Genomic DNA, 14,423 nt, shown 5'->3' on the forward strand with positions numbered 1-14,423 from the left:
ACCTTTTAAATAAAGAGTATGATGATGCAATAAAAAAATTCAGCGAGGCGCTCAAGATAAATCCCCATGATCCCGAATTATACTATTACTTGGGCCTCGCATATGAAGGTTCAAACAAGATTAAAGAAGCGGTCGATATGTATGAGAAGACACTGCGTCTTGATAAGACATTTTCAAATGCGGAAATGCGTCTCAACAAGCTGACGGCTAAAATGCAGGAAGGTGCTGGACAGAAAAAAGAGAACGGAAAAGAGAAATGACCTGCCCGCGGTGCCGATGCAGAATGAAGGAAACCAGGGGAACACACCATAAAAGGAAGAAATGGATTTGTCCTAAATGCGGTAAAGTCCGCTTTTCAAAACTGCAAGGGAAACGAAAAAAGTATTGACAAATTGAAAATTTTAATTATCATTTATTAAAAATGGAAACGTACTACTCGATCATAGGGGTGTCAAGTAATGCTACGCCTGACGAGATTAAGCGGGCGTACCTTAAGCTGGCTCAAAAGTATCATCCTGATAGATTTCAGGACCCTGAAGAAAAACGAAAGGCGAATCTTAAGTTCTCAAAGATCACCGAGAGCTATCGCGTTCTCTCTGATGAAAAGTTGAGGGCGGAATATGATAAATCTCTGGGAAAAGGTAAAAAACCGACCGATGAGGCGAAAGAGACCCAGGCGAAGAATGCATTCCAGCGTGCGATAGCTTTCCTGAAACAGAACGATCCCTGGCGAGCGGTCAATCTTCTGCGCATCGCCTGTCGATATAATCCCCAGCCGATATATCTTTCTTATTTGGGGCTTGCCCTTGTCTACACAAAGCAGTACCAGAACGAGGGGTTTGAAAAGTTGAAACAGGCGACAAAACAGATGATGTTCAACCCCATTCTTTATGTTAATCTCGGTCTGGCTTATGAATATACCGGCAAGAGTTCTGAGGCGCTCCAGGCGTTCTACGAAGCACTCAACTGGGATAAAAACAACCGTGCGGCGAAAAGGGGGATCGAGCGTCTGGGCGGCGGTAAGAAGAAAGGATTCTTCGCCCGGTTATTCGGGAACAAAAAATGAAGAAAACCAATATTCTGACCCAACTTGAAGAATTATGTAAACGCCTTTCAATAGTCGTCAAATACGATAGATTTTTCGGACGGGGTGGTTACTGCCGCCTGAAGAATCAGGCGTATTTCATAATAAACAAAAGATTGTCCAATGAGGCGAAAGAACAGATATTTTTGAACGAGTTTAGGTCCTTCGATTTCACAAACACTCCATTACCCGAACCGATCAGAAAATTACTCGAAGAAAAATGACCGTCGTCATCATCCTGGTTCTTATCGGAATCTTTCTCTGGTTAGCCAATCTCCATATCATAAACCTGGCGCGTGATTGGCCTGTCATACTGATCATCGTCGGCCTCGGCAGTATCTTTCACGTCTCCAGTAAAAACAAGAAGAAAAAGATTATAGAAGCACTGGAAAAAGGGAAAATTACTGTAGAAGAAGCGGAAGAACGTCTGAAAAAAACAGGTTGAGCAGTAAAATTATCGCTCGTCTCTGATTTCTCCGACCAATTCTTCAATAAGGTCTTCCAAGGTGACGATGCCGACTGTACGATTTTTACTGTCACGCACTACGGCCAGATGTTCACCTTTCTGTTTCATCGTTAAAAAGATCGACATACAGCGATCGTTTATGCCAACGAAGAATGGTTTGCGCAAACTTATTTTATTTGTATAGAAATAATCTTTTATATTGAATACACCGATGATGTTATTCCTCTTTCCTTGATAGACCGGGATGCGGGTGTAAATTCTTCGTTGACTCTTTGACAGCGCATCCAGTTCAGCCCCCTTTTCACAAAGAAACACCGCTTCCAGAGGAATCATCACTTCGGACACGATTCTTTTGGAAAAATTGAAGAATCGCGCCGCGAATCGGCTTGCCTTCTCTTCATATTCGCTCATCGCATAGATTATGTCGAGTCGGTATATCGACTCATCGGTTCTTTCCCCGCTTTTCAAAACGCGGGCTAATCCTTTTGCAACCACCGCGAAAACGTATACAATGGGATATAATGCAATCTCGATATAATAAATGAATCCGCTTAATACCGTCATCGTCTTTATGGGATTTGAGAGGGCGATCGATTTCGGAATGAATAATCCGAAGGTCAAAGAAAAGACGGAAAGAAGTATTGTAGAAACAATAGCACCGTTTTTGCCGATATACCCAATGAAGAAATTAGCGAAAAGCGATGATGCGATGACGATTATGAAGTTTTCGCATATCAGTATGGTCGAGAAAAATTGCTCAGGCCGGGCGAGGAATTTACTGACACGAAGCGCCCACTTTTTCTTTTCCCGCTCCGCCCTCGCCAATTTCGTATTCTCCAGACTGATGATACCGGTCTCGCTTGCAGCGAAAATTCCCTGAATCAGTATGAGCAATAAAGGTATAATCAAAAACAACATACCTATAATTTCCTTATTATCACCTTATCGATACTCCTGTCCCTGATCTCCGCCACCGTAATTTCCAGGCCGGCGGTCTTTATCTTCTCTTTTTCCCTCGGAATCTTACCCAAATAATTGAATATGAAACCTGATAATCTTTCTCCCTCTTCATCAAACGGTTCAATTTCGAGGATGCGCGACAACTCACCGATGCTGATATCTCCTTCAAAGATATAGGTGTTCTTGTTGATTTTTTGATACGGGATGTCGCTCAATTGGTCGCGTTCATCGTATTCATCAATGATTTCGCCGTACAGGGATTCCAGAATATCTTCAAGGGTTATGATCCCGCTGAAATTACCGAACTCATCAACGACCACACTTATATGGATTCCTTTTCTTCTGAACTCTCCCAGTAGACTGTGAACATACTTTGTTTCCGGAACGATATACGGTTCCCTAATCAGTCCCTTCAATGAAACAGACTTCTCACAACGGGAATTCTTCATCTGACTTATAAACAGGTCTTTTGCATAGAGAATTCCTGCGACGTTTCCCTTGCGGTCGAATACACATATACGGGAATGCTTCTCTGTGGAGATGACTTCTTTCGCCTTTTCAATACTTGCATCCAGATCGATCCCAACGACCTTCTGGCGGGGGGTCATGATTTCGTTGACCTTCACTTTACCGAATTTAAGGATTTGATAACCGAATTTTTCTTCACCTTCATCAAGGATATTGAATTTTTTCGCTTCACTCAACATTATCTTTATCTCTTTATCCGAAATGATGTCGTAATCACTCTTTGAATCATAACTTACAACACGTCTGGCGAAGATCTCCATGATTTTTGAGACGGGGCTGAAAATATTCGTAATTGTAAGGATTATCCCGGAAAACTTCAGAGAAAGTGCCTCGGCGTTGGCGATTGCTACTGTTTTAGGAGTGATCTCACCGACGAGCAAGAGCAGTGACGTCATGATTATGAACTCGAGTATGAACGAGATAGTGGAGTTGAAGCTGTGGATACGAATCAACTGGATGATAAAGAGTGTGGCTACTGACGAGGCGCCGATATTGACAAGAAGATTAGCCAGCAGAATGGCGGCGAGGGTCTTACCGGGATCCTTTTTGATTCTTTCAAGATTCTTCGCTCCTTTTTTTTCTTCAAAGAGTAATGCCTTAATGCGGAAGCGTGATAGTGAGAAGATAGCCGCTTCCATGCCGGAAAAGAAGGCGCTCAAAATAAGAAAGATGAATATCAGAACGGCATAGAGAATAAAATTATACATACTTCAGGTATTTTAAACACTTGTCATCCATAATTTTTTCTTCTTTCCTGTTCGTGTGGTCGTAACCGAGTATATGCAGGAGTCCGTGGATGATATAGTAGTATAACTCGGATACATCTTTTGCTTGATTAAAGGAAACATATATTTCCGAAACTTCATCCAGATTAAATGATATCACGTTAGTGGGGCGGTTTTTCTTGAAGAACAACTTATTCAGTTTCTTGAGATAATCGTCGTCGGCTATTATTATATTCAATCGTTGCAGTTTGAACTTCTCCTCTGCGATAATCTTTTTGACCAATTTGATGATCGGTCTACGGATAACCGCTGAGTCATAGGTAGATTGATTAAATAATTCTATTTTCAATTATCTCTCAATAATGAAAAATAGAAGTTATCGTCGTCATTTTTTACTTTTTTTGTTTTTTACGACCTGGTGATTTTTTTTATTCGTCTTTTCATAATCAACGCGCGGATGGAAAACACCCGTAAGGATGGAGAGAAAAGCAGTCTTTATCTGTTCAAGATCATGGCGGTTTATCGGACATTCATCCAGTTGACCGTCGTTGAATTTCCGATCGACACTCTCTTTCAATATCTTCTGGAGTTTTGTGACCGTTATGTTCTTTTCACTCCGTGCCGCCGCCTCCACCGTGTCGGCGAGCATTACAACGGCTGCTTCTTTGGTCTTGGGTTTGGGTCCGGGATAACGGAAAGTATCTTCCTCGATATTCGCGGATTGAGTCAATGCTTTCTGATAGAACACCTCGATGCTCGTGGTGCCGTGATGCTGTTCAATGATATTTATTATTTTCCGCGGAAGTTTCATCTTCTTCGCCATCTCCACTCCGTCTTTGACATGCGAGATGATAACAAGAGCACTCATCTGGGGTTTCAGATTGTCATGGGGGTTTTTCATTCCTATCTGATTTTCAATAAAATACTCCGGTTTCTTCAATTTCCCGATATCGTGGTAATAAGCACCGACACGTGCAAGAATCGGGTCGGCACCGATCGCCCTCGCACCCGCCTCTGCAAGGCTGCCTGCGACGATTGAATGGTGATAGGTTCCCGGCGCTTCCATCGCCATCTCTTTGAAGAGAGGTAGATTCAGATTACCGAGTTCCAGAAGTGTGAGGTCTGTGGTGAAATCGAATAATTTTTCAAAGAGTGGGAGTAAAAGGGCGAGAAAGAAGCTGCTGATCACACTGTTCAACACGCCCAGGCCAAGGTGTGACAGCGTTATTCCGTTCTTGAGCAGATACACGTCGGCAAAGAGGATGGCGCCGATGTTCGCCAAAGCGATGTAGATCATCGGACGATAAAGCGATAATCTTGAATTAACCATTTGCATGGAAAAAGCGGCGAACGCGCCGCTGACCGCGAGGAAAACAAAGATAGGCATTGAATTCAAAGTAACGCCGAACAACCCCGCAAATATGAACGAAAAGATCAAGGCGAAATAAAAATCAAAATAGAGTGCAAATAAAAATATAAAGAATGAAACCGGCAGAAGATAAATCATGTCGGTGAGATGGACGATTCTGCCGATAATCAGATAAGCGGCGGAAAGGAGGGTGATAAAATAGAGGCTTTTATTTTTAAAGAGTTCATATCTGGCGATTCTGCCGAAGCAGAAAAGAAGATATATGAGACTGAAAAAGAAGAGGTTGCGGAAGAAGATCGTCTTTACGATTTCCCATGGACCGATCGAGACATAAGTACTCTCCAGGGCGCTGATTATCTCCATCGATTCTCTGGTAAGTCGTTTATGTTTTTCCGCTATTATCTCCCCTTTAAGAATCTTACCTTTTGTTTTAGGGACATTCGCGAAGACCTCTTCGATCCTTTTCTTTGTCATATCTTCATTATAGAGCACATTCGGTCTTACGAGAAACGCAATAAGGCGTCGGTATTCAGGTTTCTTTCCCCTGGTCATAAGGCTTTCCACCTCAGAGACTGAATAGAGACGGTCGATGGACTCGACCATCTCTTTATCACCGCTTCTCACCGTGATTATTCTGAATTCAGGATTCTTTTCTTCTATCACACCGGTGGCATAGAAACCACCCAGATCTTTGATGATTTCATTAAAGAGTCGATTATATCTCTTTTTTTTCAAAAGGTACTTAATCACTGTACGATCGACTGCATACTCTTTTTGTATGAGATAGCTCACTGAATCCTCTCCGAGTTCCGGAATCAAAGGGCTCAGTGAATCAAGGAGTACCTTGAAACCGTTGAGTTTACCGACGATGAGTTTGAACACCGTGTTGTCGAGTTCAAATACCGGTGGAATCCGTTTTGCGATTTCTTCTTTTTCTTCAAAGAGCTCCTGATCGGTCTTGGGAATGGAGAAGTCATAAGGCGCGATTACGTCGACCGGCGCGATCTCTCCCTCCTTGAATGTATATTTCGGCGCCACGCTACGCGGCGGTGGGAATATTATATTCAGAAGTAAAACGATTCCGATTAACAGAAAATGTCTATTTTGAATCCTTAGCTTCATATGCCTTTATGATTTTCTGTACAAGATGGTGTCTGACCACATCCTTTTCATTCAAATAAATAAATTTTATGCCGGGAATGTTTTTTAAAAGATGTTGAATCTCCACGAGTCCGGAATATATATTCGAAGGAAGATCGATCTGGGTTATGTCGCCGGTCACGACCACCTTTGAACGCCAGCCCATTCGGGTCAAAAACATCTTCATCTGCATCCCGGTTGTATTCTGGGCTTCATCGAGGATAATGAACGAATCATTCAGGGTACGACCTCTCATATATGCCAGGGGAGCCACCTCGATGATCTTCATACTTAAATACTTTTTAATACGATCATAAGGAAGAAAATCATTGAGGGCATCATAGAGCGGCCTGAGATAAGGGTCGACCTTTTCTTCTATGGCACCGGGCAGAAAACCGAGCGACTCGCCGGCCTCAACAGCCGGCCGGGTCAGAATTATCCTCTCCACCTTCTTTGCGATCAATTCGGAAACGGCTTTGGCTACGCCGAGATAGGTCTTACCGGTTCCGGCAGGACCGATACTTATGACGATGTCATTACTGGCGACGGCCTTAAGATATGCAATCTGCCCTTCACTCTTCGCCTTCACCAATCTCTTGGGTGTGGTAATACAGGTGGGATCTTTTTCTTCGGCATCCTTTATTCTTTTACGTGTATCTCCCCTTCCCCTTTCAATCTCTTTCAATATCTTTTTGACCGCCTGGGTGGCTTCTTTTACATTCCTTTCATTTCCTTTTAAGTAAATGCATTCATTCCGCATCGAGACAATGATATTGAACCGCTGTTGTATCTTTTTGAGCAATTCGTCCTGGTATCCCAAGACGATTGTGGGGTCAAATCCGGATATTGGTATAGATACTTTCACATTCAAGGGAGGGGCGAAAAAACTCAGCCCCTCCCAAAAATTTTAATCATGCGGTATGACAAATTCCTGGTTCGGGTATATGAAATCAGGATCCTTTATTTTGTCTTTGTTCGCTTCGTAGATTTCAGGCCATCTTTTCGCATTGGAATAGATTGAAAGATACGAAGCGACAAGCCAGAGACAATCGCCTGGTACAACGGTATAACTGTCCAGCGTGGGGATGAGCAATACCCAGCCAGGATAAATTAGATTCGGATTTTTGATTTTGTCTTTATTCGCTTCATAGATCATCGGCCATTTTGAACCATCGTGATACACCTTTCGCATGCTTGCTATTTTGGAAAGCCAGTCACCTTCTTCAACCTTGTATCTACCGTACTGACATATCTTCCATGCCTCTTTCAATTCAGCCACCTTGTTCGACAACTCATCTCGTCGTGACTCCAGTGCGGCAACCTCTGATTTGAGACCTTCCAGTTCTGTCTCGAGCGTGCTGATCTGAGCCTCTGCCTCTGTAAGCTGCTCTTTGAGTGAAAGAAGTTCGGCTTGTGCCTGTTCTTCAGTGAGCTTTTCCTGGGCGAACATAAAAACAGGGACAAGTAAGAAAAGAACAGAACAAAGTGAAATCATCTTCTTCATCTTAACCTCCTTATTTCTTGCAACGGGTATCAATCTTTTCTTGTAATGCCTGTACTTCTGCTTCGAGTCCGCTTATCTCTTCTTCCAGTTGAGCCTTCCGTGCTTTCAACGCATCAATCTCACCCTGCAGTTCACTTATCCGGGTTTGCGCAGCTTCCAAGGCGGCTCTGGCTTCATTCAGTGCATCCAATGTTTCTTGCTTTGCCATCTTCGGACCACAGCCAATGATCACTATGGCAAGAAGAATCACCGCTACCATCTTTTTCATAATGCCACCTCCTTATGGGCTAATCTAATTTAATAAATAATCATAATCATAATTTGTTAAATGTCAATAGTGAGATGTTAAGAAATTTCAGTCAGTCCCCTTGACATTTTTCTGATTCTGACTATCATTTGCAATGCCAGTTTATGCGGTCGTTGTAGCGGCAGGCAGAGGAAAAAGATTCGGTGCGGCAAAGCAGTTCTTTTTGTTTCGGGGGTGTCCTGTTCTTATTCATACCCTCAAACACTTTAGCGCAAATAAAAATATCACCGGAATCCTGGTCGCCGTACCGAGGTCCAGAATCGATTCAACAAAAAAATTGATAAAAAAATGGGGTATTGAAAAGGTAAAGGCGGTCATTCCGGGCGGCGCACGCCGCCAGGATTCGGTCGCCAACTGCCTGAAGAAGATAAAATCTTCATCCGGAATTGTTGCGATACATGACGGTGTCCGCCCCCTTATAAGCCAGGGGTTGATAAATAAAGGGATTAAACTCTGTTCTCGATATGGTGCGGTCGTCTTCGGCCTGCCTGTGCATGAGACGATAAAAAAGGTGAAGAACAACCGGGTGATAAAGACGGTCGCCAGAACAGGCCTTTATCTTGTTCAGACACCGCAGTTCTTCAAACTGAGAGTTTTGAAGCGTGCCTTTAAAAGCGCTGATTTTTCGTATGAATATACTGATGAAGCCGCACTCCTGGAGGAATGCGGCATACCCGTTTATCTCTTTAAAGGGAAATTCGGCAATATCAAAATCACGGAGAAATCCGATTTGAAATTTTTGGAAAGGTGTTTTAAATGAAAAAAGTCATTCTTCTGGGATCAACGGGATCAATAGGTCGCAACAGTATAAAAGTGATTGCTTCATTAAAGGGCTTTAAGATAGTCGGTATCGCCGCATATTCGCAGTACAGATTGCTCGCTGAACAGGCGGCGCTCCTGAAACCGAAAGCAATCGCCGTTGTTGAACCGGATTGCTATAAACCGCTTAAAAAGATGGTTTCCCGTTTGAAGATCACCTGCGGAGAAGAAGGGATCGTCGAAATGATTGAAAACACCGCGGCGGATATAGTTATCTGTGCATTCGCAAGCGCCCTGGGGATATTCGGTGTCATTAAGGCGATTGAAAAGAGGATGCGCATATGTCTGGCGACAAAAGAGATACTTGTCAGTTTCGGAGATATAGTGATGGCTGAAGTAAGAAAACACCGTGCTGAATTAATCCCCGTTGACAGTGAACATTCAGCAGTATATCAATGCCTTGAAGGAAAGAGAAAAGAGGATGTAAAGAATATTATTCTGACCGCATCAGGCGGCCCTTTCTTTGATAAACCCCTGACGAATGTAAGCAAGACCGATGTGCTGAAGCATCCGATATGGAAGATGGGAGCCAAGATAACGGTCGATTCCGCCACAATGATGAATAAAGGGCTGGAAGTCATTGAAGCACACCATCTTTTCGACATACCGGGTGAAAAGATCAAGGTCGTTGTCCATCCAGAAGCCCTGTGCCATTCACTGGTCCAATTCACAGACGGTACCCTCCTTGCCCAGCTGAGCACTCCGGATATGCGCCTTCCGATTCAGTACGCCCTTACGGCTCCGAAGCGCATCGGTTCAAAGGTCAAATATCTGGATATCTCGAAATTTCAGAATTTGACCTTTTTACCACCCAATCTCAAAAAATTCCCCTGCCTTAAATACGCATACGACGCCCTGGAAATCGGCAAAAGTATGCCGGCAGTACTCAATGCTGCAAATGAAGAGGCAGTTAAATTATTTCTTGAAGACAAATTGAAATTCCAAAAAATACCGAAGGTTATTCGGAAAGTTTTAAGTAAACATTCAGCAAAAAGCGGCGGTATATCAGACTACCGTGAGGCAGAGAAGTGGGCCAGGGAAAAAGTAAGGAGTCTTGTATGTTAGATTTTCTTATATACTCGCTGTTCCCTTTCCTGTTTATTCTGGGATTCTGTATCACGATTCATGAATTTGGCCATTTTTTATGTGCCAAGCTCTTCGGTATTCCCGTGGAAAAATTTTCCATTGGATTCGGACCACCTCTGTTCAGCAAAAAGATCGGCGAAACAGATTTCAGAATCGCTTATTTCCCGCTCGGCGGCTATGTCAAGATGGCGGGTGAAGATGAAGGAGAGATATTAAAAAAAGAGGGTGAAGACAAGTACGATACCGAAGAAAAACCGGCTGAAGCAGAAGCCGGTTTTTACGATGCTCCTATTTATAAAAGGATATCAGTCGTCTTCAGCGGTCCTTTTTTTAATGTAATTTCGGCGTTTTTTGTGCTTTTTCTGATGTTCATGGTCTATGGAGTCATTGTCAATCCATATACCAGGGTGGTGGTCACGGACCAAAGCCGCTTTGCTGAATTCGGTCTTCAGACCAATGATTCTATCATTTCAATAAACGGCAGTGATGTAAAGAATTGGGAAGATTTCCTGGAAATCCTGGATAGGAACAAAGGCAGGAACGTCGTCATTGATGTCCGCAGAGGTGATTCAGTGGTGAGAGTAAGCGGTGTCTTTGCGGCTGATTCCATAGGATTGAAACCGCTCATTCCGCCGATTCTGGGGTCGTTGAAAAAGAACGGACCCGCGTTCAAAGCCGGTATGAAAAAGGGTGATCAAATCATAAAGATCAACGGTGATACAATCACTACCTGGGAACAGATGGTCGATATCGTGCGTGCGGCGAAGAATGAAACACTCAGCATCGTATGGAAGCACAATGGCGAAATAAAAAAAGCGGCTATCTCACCGGTCCCTTTTTACGATCCGCTCGCTGATGATACAGTGGGACAGATCGGCGTCTTTGTTCCATATGCACGGCAGTATCCTTCACCCTTCGGCGCCGTTGTACTGGCGGTTAAAAGAACCGGCGAATTGCTTTCGCAGATGATTGATATCTTCTACCGCCTCTTCACCCGCCGGATCTCTGCAAAGCAGATAGGCGGGCCCATCGCGATATTCAAACTAAGTGCCGAATCAGCCCACTGGGGGTTTGAACATCTGCTCGGTCTGCTCGTCATTATTTCCATAAACCTGGGACTCATCAATCTCTTTCCGATTCCGGCGCTCGACGGCGGTCATATACTGATTGCCATAATAGAAGGTATCCGACGTAAACGGTTCAGCAGGCGGACGCGGCTTTTGATCCAGCAGGTCGGTTATGCGATAATCCTGCTTTTGATTGTCCTTGTTACTTATAACGACATAACCAGGTAGACGGCCGTGGGATCTAATGAAAGTACTCTTTTATAACCCCGCACCGATACAAAAACGCTATGTCCCTTTTGAAGCGATTAAAGGAAGCGCCTTTTTCAGAAGGCCCAATTATGATGCAATGCGTCTCGCTTTTTTGATAAAAAATGATGAATTTGTCTATTATGACGAGAGGATTGAAGAGAAACCGCAGTTCAAACCTGATATCGTCGTCGTCAACGTACCTCTGAATCTTTCTCGTTATATCGCGACGACCATCAGAAAAAAATGGCACAGAACCAAGATCATCTGTTATGGTTTCTACTCGACCCTGTTTCCCGAAGAGAATAAGAAATTCGCCGATGTGGTGGTGGTTGGAGACATCGTAAACATATGGGATAGAATCCTCTCCGATGCAAAGAACGGTAGGCTCGAAAAATTATATCTTTCAAAAGCTCCGCCGCGGTTCAATCTCAATCGGGAAATAGAGAAGAAATACGGATTCACTCCTCTGCTTTCCCAGATGAGGATATCGTTCGGTTGTACCTGCAGCGGTGATCATAAAGATTTTTGTTATGAGAATATTATGTATAAAAAATTCACCCTCTGGAAACTCAGTGAAGCGGTCCGTGAAATCAGCCGGATAAAGAGAAAGATCATCTTTATGAGAGACGACGATTTTCTTTATGACCTTGACTATGCACTGAAATTTCTGGAAAGATGCTGGCGTTACAAAAGAATGTGGATATTCCAAACAGGAGGCGCGCTTTTCAAACAGCCCCGCATCTTTTCGTTCTTACGTGACAACGGTGTCCGAATAATCCATCTGAAGGAAGACTGGCTCGGCGATGATCTGGTGAACAAGATAAAGGACAAAGACTATAGAAAAGAGAAGATGCGTCAGGTCGGCATGCTCCATAAAAAAAAGATCGCCTGTGGTTGCAAACTGCGTCTTGGTTTTCCCGGAGAAGACTTTTCATTCTATCAACGTCTGTTTGCCTTTTTGAAAAAGATAAAGATCGATTTTATAAAGTTGACCGTTCAAACACCCCTGCCGGGTACTGATACGTATAGAAAATACCGGCGGAAGGGGTTGATTGCGAAAGATCTGACGCTTTATGATCAGTGGATGCCTGTCGTCCACATCCCCGGTATTACACCTCAGGCCCTCTATTCTTGGATGGAATGGTTGCGTGACAGTTTCTATTCATGGGATTCCATTCTAATAAGGAATATCCTTGTTTCACCGCGATTGGGATTCTATAATACCGTCTTCTTCTATCTCATTCCGAATCTGTCCTATCGTAATAATTTTCTGGAAAAGGTAGGTTATCCGCCTTAATCCAGTCCGAGATATTTATGGACCTGGGGGATTATCCGAACGTCATCCAGGTATTTTAAAGCCTTTTTCTGGGTATCGAGTAAATTAGGCAGGGGACGATTAGAGACCGGCTGGATCACCAGGGGGATCTTTTTATCGACGCCCGCAATGATATCACACACCTTATTCAACTCTCCGGGAATCAGATTTTCGTTGATTACGATCTTCACGAAAACCTCTTTTGCCGAGGCGATCCTTAAACACTCCCTGTGTTCCTTCCATAACTTCGGTCGTCCGGTCGCGGTCGGTATTTTGAAATCGAGGGATATGATGTCTGCATATTTAATTGCTTTTTTTAAGGCATCGGGTAGTGTGGCGTTCGTATCCAGGTAGATCTTCTTCCCTGCCTTCTTAAGTTCTTTACACAATGCTGATAAGAAATCGAGTTGGAGCAGCGGTTCGCCGCCGGTCAATGAAACGATCTTTTCATCAACCTTGTCGAGTAAGAAGTCCACTTCAACGGGATTATTGTATATCTTTCCGTGATAAACAAAACAGCCGTCTTTAGCCTGGGCTTCAGGGGTGTCGCAGTAATTACAGGAGAGGTTGCAGCCGAGAAACCTGATAAATGTCTGCCTCTGCCCTACCTTTATTCCCTCTCCCTGGATTGAAGTAAAGATTTCCCTTACAAAACCCTTCATCTAGGAACTTCAGCGCGTCCATCTTACTTTACAACGGGCGAGCTCGATACCTTTATGTTCTTTTACGTATCTATCCATAATTGAATCGGCGAACTCCACGGCATCTATGGAATAATCCTCAAGCCCTTTTGTCTTCACCGGTGTATTTTTCGAAGTGATGTTGATGCCGAAGTGGATGAGTGAAGATATCGGCGTAATCGTAGCTATTGATATTGATAACTTGGCGTCGCCCTCAAAGAGATCGCTGCCCCTTCTCCTGATGATATCCTTTTCAAGAAGTTCGTTCATCCTGTCTTTGACGATACAGGTGAAAAGCAGCTGTCTTAAAACCGCTTTTTCCAGGTCGGTCTCGTAATGTTCTATTATAAAATGGAGCATCATTTCCGAATAGATGGACTTACCCGCCTTAAGGTCTTCGAGATCGATCATCGCCTTCAACTTCACATTGCATTTTCCACAAAAAGATATTATGGAATCTCCGATGATGCCGAATGTCGTATAAGCGAAATTACTGTGTAGCTGTTCACCCGTATATGTAATGTCGTCTGTTATGAAACGGTGTTTCATCTTTCGATCAACCTGTCGAGGTGTTCCTGAGCGGATTTGAAATCAGGATTGAGTTTCAACGCCAGACGATAAGATGCCTGGGCGTTTTCTCTTTCATTCAGGGCTTCGTAGGCGATCCCGAAGTTATAATAGAGTTTCGGGTTAAGCTTGTTGATTTTTTCCGCTTTCTTCAATACCTTGAGGGCTTCCTCAAATCGTTGACTCAGGATATAAAAATCACTCAACTCGAGTAAATCCTGAAAGTCCTGTTTCATAGTTTTTCAACCTTTTCAAGGTCGTTGTTATTGCCCAGAAGGATAAGGATGTCACCGGAGATCAATTCATCATCAGGTCCCGGTCCGATGATGATTTCTTCTTTAAAATCCGTGGAACCGTCGGGTTTTGAATAAGGCAGTTTTCTCTTTATCGCGATAACACTCACCTTGTATTTGGTGCGCAGTTTCAGTTCGGCGAGTGTTTTGTTGACGAGTTTTTTGGGCGCCACCATCTCGATGATACCATGGGTTTTGGAAAGCTCGATGAAGTCGAATATCTTGGGACTGGCAAGACTCTCCGCCAGTTTTTCCGCCATTTCC

General features: G+C 43.6%; 19 protein-coding genes. 8 read left to right on the forward strand and 11 right to left on the reverse strand.

Translation table 11 applies throughout. The annotated features are described in order from the left end of the window. The 4 genes from ENI34_06480 to ENI34_06495 form a co-directional block, all read left to right on the forward strand. Nucleotides 1-260: tetratricopeptide repeat protein (locus ENI34_06480; GenBank protein ID HEC78772.1), on the forward strand; the 260-nt coding region annotated here is incomplete at its 5' end. A 161-nt stretch (nt 261-421) separates the two neighbouring features. Then, on the forward strand, nt 422-1,066 hold the full coding sequence (locus ENI34_06485; protein HEC78773.1) for a hypothetical protein: 645 nt from the start codon (nt 422-424) through the stop codon (nt 1,064-1,066). Continuing rightward, nucleotides 1,063-1,308 (forward strand): hypothetical protein, encoded by a 246-nt coding sequence (locus ENI34_06490; GenBank protein HEC78774.1) that lies wholly within the window; start codon nt 1,063-1,065, stop codon nt 1,306-1,308. Before ENI34_06485 ends, ENI34_06490 begins: the two co-directional genes overlap by 4 nt. After that, the gene (locus ENI34_06495; GenBank protein ID HEC78775.1) at nt 1,305-1,529 is read left to right on the forward strand and encodes a hypothetical protein; all 225 of its coding nucleotides are present in this window, start codon (nt 1,305-1,307) and stop codon (nt 1,527-1,529) included. Before ENI34_06490 ends, ENI34_06495 begins: the two co-directional genes overlap by 4 nt. Before the next feature lie 9 nt (nt 1,530-1,538). On the opposite strand, the gene ENI34_06500 is transcribed toward ENI34_06495, so the two are convergent. The 7 genes from ENI34_06500 to ENI34_06530 form a co-directional block, all read right to left on the reverse strand. Further along, nucleotides 1,539-2,468, reverse strand: coding sequence for a DUF21 domain-containing protein (locus ENI34_06500; protein ID HEC78776.1), 930 nt, complete (start codon nt 2,466-2,468; stop codon nt 1,539-1,541). Nucleotides 2,469-2,470: 2 nt separating this feature from the next. After that, complete coding sequence (locus ENI34_06505) at nt 2,471-3,745, reverse strand: HlyC/CorC family transporter (GenBank protein HEC78777.1); 1,275 nt, start codon at nt 3,743-3,745, stop codon at nt 2,471-2,473. Further along, a complete protein-coding gene (gene ybeY / locus ENI34_06510; GenBank protein ID HEC78778.1) occupies nt 3,738-4,112 on the reverse strand; it encodes an rRNA maturation RNase YbeY in 375 nt (124 codons plus the stop codon). The genes ENI34_06505 and ybeY overlap by 8 nt, the downstream gene beginning before the upstream one ends. 36 nt (nt 4,113-4,148) lie before the next feature. Further along, complete coding sequence (locus tag ENI34_06515; protein HEC78779.1) at nt 4,149-6,254, reverse strand: HDIG domain-containing protein; 2,106 nt, start codon at nt 6,252-6,254, stop codon at nt 4,149-4,151. Then, nucleotides 6,232-7,032, reverse strand: a complete 801-nt coding sequence (locus ENI34_06520) for a PhoH family protein (protein ID HEC78780.1) — start codon at nt 7,030-7,032, stop codon at nt 6,232-6,234. The genes ENI34_06515 and ENI34_06520 overlap by 23 nt, the downstream gene beginning before the upstream one ends. Nucleotides 7,033-7,179: 147 nt before the next feature. Further along, entirely contained in the window at nt 7,180-7,464 is a 285-nt protein-coding gene (locus tag ENI34_06525; GenBank protein HEC78781.1) for a LysM peptidoglycan-binding domain-containing protein, read from the reverse strand. Between the two features lie 322 nt (nt 7,465-7,786). Then, nucleotides 7,787-8,044 (reverse strand): hypothetical protein, encoded by a 258-nt coding sequence (locus tag ENI34_06530; GenBank protein ID HEC78782.1) that lies wholly within the window; start codon nt 8,042-8,044, stop codon nt 7,787-7,789. Between the two features lie 133 nt (nt 8,045-8,177). Between ENI34_06530 and ispD the strand changes: the two genes are divergently transcribed. Genes ispD through ENI34_06550 form a run of 4 tightly spaced genes read left to right on the forward strand, consistent with a single transcriptional unit; the run spans nt 8,178 to nt 12,601 of the window. Next, the gene (gene ispD / locus ENI34_06535; protein ID HEC78783.1) at nt 8,178-8,843 is read left to right on the forward strand and encodes a 2-C-methyl-D-erythritol 4-phosphate cytidylyltransferase; all 666 of its coding nucleotides are present in this window, start codon (nt 8,178-8,180) and stop codon (nt 8,841-8,843) included. Further along, on the forward strand, nt 8,840-9,967 hold the full coding sequence (locus ENI34_06540) for a 1-deoxy-D-xylulose-5-phosphate reductoisomerase (protein HEC78784.1): 1,128 nt from the start codon (nt 8,840-8,842) through the stop codon (nt 9,965-9,967). The genes ispD and ENI34_06540 overlap by 4 nt, the downstream gene beginning before the upstream one ends. Next, nucleotides 9,961-11,283, forward strand: a complete 1,323-nt coding sequence (gene rseP, locus ENI34_06545; GenBank protein ID HEC78785.1) for an RIP metalloprotease RseP — start codon at nt 9,961-9,963, stop codon at nt 11,281-11,283. Before ENI34_06540 ends, rseP begins: the two co-directional genes overlap by 7 nt. A gap of 16 nt (nt 11,284-11,299) precedes the next feature. Then, nucleotides 11,300-12,601, forward strand: a complete 1,302-nt coding sequence (locus ENI34_06550) for a hypothetical protein (protein ID HEC78786.1) — start codon at nt 11,300-11,302, stop codon at nt 12,599-12,601. Here ENI34_06550 and ENI34_06555 read toward each other — a convergent pair. The 4 genes from ENI34_06555 to ENI34_06570 all read right to left on the reverse strand — a co-directional run. Continuing rightward, nucleotides 12,598-13,281 (reverse strand): 7-carboxy-7-deazaguanine synthase QueE, encoded by a 684-nt coding sequence (locus tag ENI34_06555; GenBank protein ID HEC78787.1) that lies wholly within the window; start codon nt 13,279-13,281, stop codon nt 12,598-12,600. The two genes, ENI34_06550 and ENI34_06555, sit on opposite strands and share 4 nt — an antisense overlap. Before the next feature lie 9 nt (nt 13,282-13,290). Then, a complete protein-coding gene (locus ENI34_06560) occupies nt 13,291-13,848 on the reverse strand; it encodes a DUF366 family protein (GenBank protein HEC78788.1) in 558 nt (185 codons plus the stop codon). After that, nucleotides 13,845-14,102, reverse strand: a complete 258-nt coding sequence (locus ENI34_06565; GenBank protein ID HEC78789.1) for a tetratricopeptide repeat protein — start codon at nt 14,100-14,102, stop codon at nt 13,845-13,847. The genes ENI34_06560 and ENI34_06565 overlap by 4 nt, the downstream gene beginning before the upstream one ends. Further along, the coding region (locus ENI34_06570; GenBank protein HEC78790.1) for a TrkA family potassium uptake protein at nt 14,099-14,423 on the reverse strand (325 nt) is incomplete at its 5' end. The genes ENI34_06570 and ENI34_06565, both read right to left, overlap by 4 nt.

This window comes from candidate division WOR-3 bacterium, from assembly GCA_011052815.1.
In the GTDB taxonomy this organism is placed as follows: domain Bacteria; phylum Hydrothermota; class Tepidihabitantia; order SM23-42; family SM23-42; genus DRIG01.

Bases quoted from the DNA above. Each gene is read 5' to 3' on its own strand.
- ENI34_06505 (HEC78777.1), bottom strand. From the start codon at position 3,745: ATGTATAATTTTATTCTCTATGCCGTTCTGATATTCATCTTTCTTATT.
- ENI34_06495 (HEC78775.1), top strand. From the start codon at position 1,305: ATGACCGTCGTCATCATCCTGGTTCTTATCGGAATCTTTCTCTGGTTA.
- ENI34_06500 (HEC78776.1), bottom strand. From the start codon at position 2,468: ATGTTGTTTTTGATTATACCTTTATTGCTCATACTGATTCAGGGAATT.
- ENI34_06520 (HEC78780.1), bottom strand. From the start codon at position 7,032: ATGCGGAATGAATGCATTTACTTAAAAGGAAATGAAAGGAATGTAAAA.
- ENI34_06490 (HEC78774.1), top strand. From the start codon at position 1,063: ATGAAGAAAACCAATATTCTGACCCAACTTGAAGAATTATGTAAACGC.
- ENI34_06540 (HEC78784.1), top strand. From the start codon at position 8,840: ATGAAAAAAGTCATTCTTCTGGGATCAACGGGATCAATAGGTCGCAAC.
- ispD (HEC78783.1), top strand. From the start codon at position 8,178: ATGCCAGTTTATGCGGTCGTTGTAGCGGCAGGCAGAGGAAAAAGATTC.
- ENI34_06555 (HEC78787.1), bottom strand. From the start codon at position 13,281: ATGAAGGGTTTTGTAAGGGAAATCTTTACTTCAATCCAGGGAGAGGGA.
- ENI34_06485 (HEC78773.1), top strand. From the start codon at position 422: ATGGAAACGTACTACTCGATCATAGGGGTGTCAAGTAATGCTACGCCT.
- ENI34_06515 (HEC78779.1), bottom strand. From the start codon at position 6,254: ATGAAGCTAAGGATTCAAAATAGACATTTTCTGTTAATCGGAATCGTT.
- ENI34_06560 (HEC78788.1), bottom strand. From the start codon at position 13,848: ATGAAACACCGTTTCATAACAGACGACATTACATATACGGGTGAACAG.
- ENI34_06550 (HEC78786.1), top strand. From the start codon at position 11,300: ATGAAAGTACTCTTTTATAACCCCGCACCGATACAAAAACGCTATGTC.
- ENI34_06530 (HEC78782.1), bottom strand. From the start codon at position 8,044: ATGAAAAAGATGGTAGCGGTGATTCTTCTTGCCATAGTGATCATTGGC.
- ENI34_06565 (HEC78789.1), bottom strand. From the start codon at position 14,102: ATGAAACAGGACTTTCAGGATTTACTCGAGTTGAGTGATTTTTATATC.
- rseP (HEC78785.1), top strand. From the start codon at position 9,961: ATGTTAGATTTTCTTATATACTCGCTGTTCCCTTTCCTGTTTATTCTG.
- ENI34_06525 (HEC78781.1), bottom strand. From the start codon at position 7,464: ATGCGAAAGGTGTATCACGATGGTTCAAAATGGCCGATGATCTATGAA.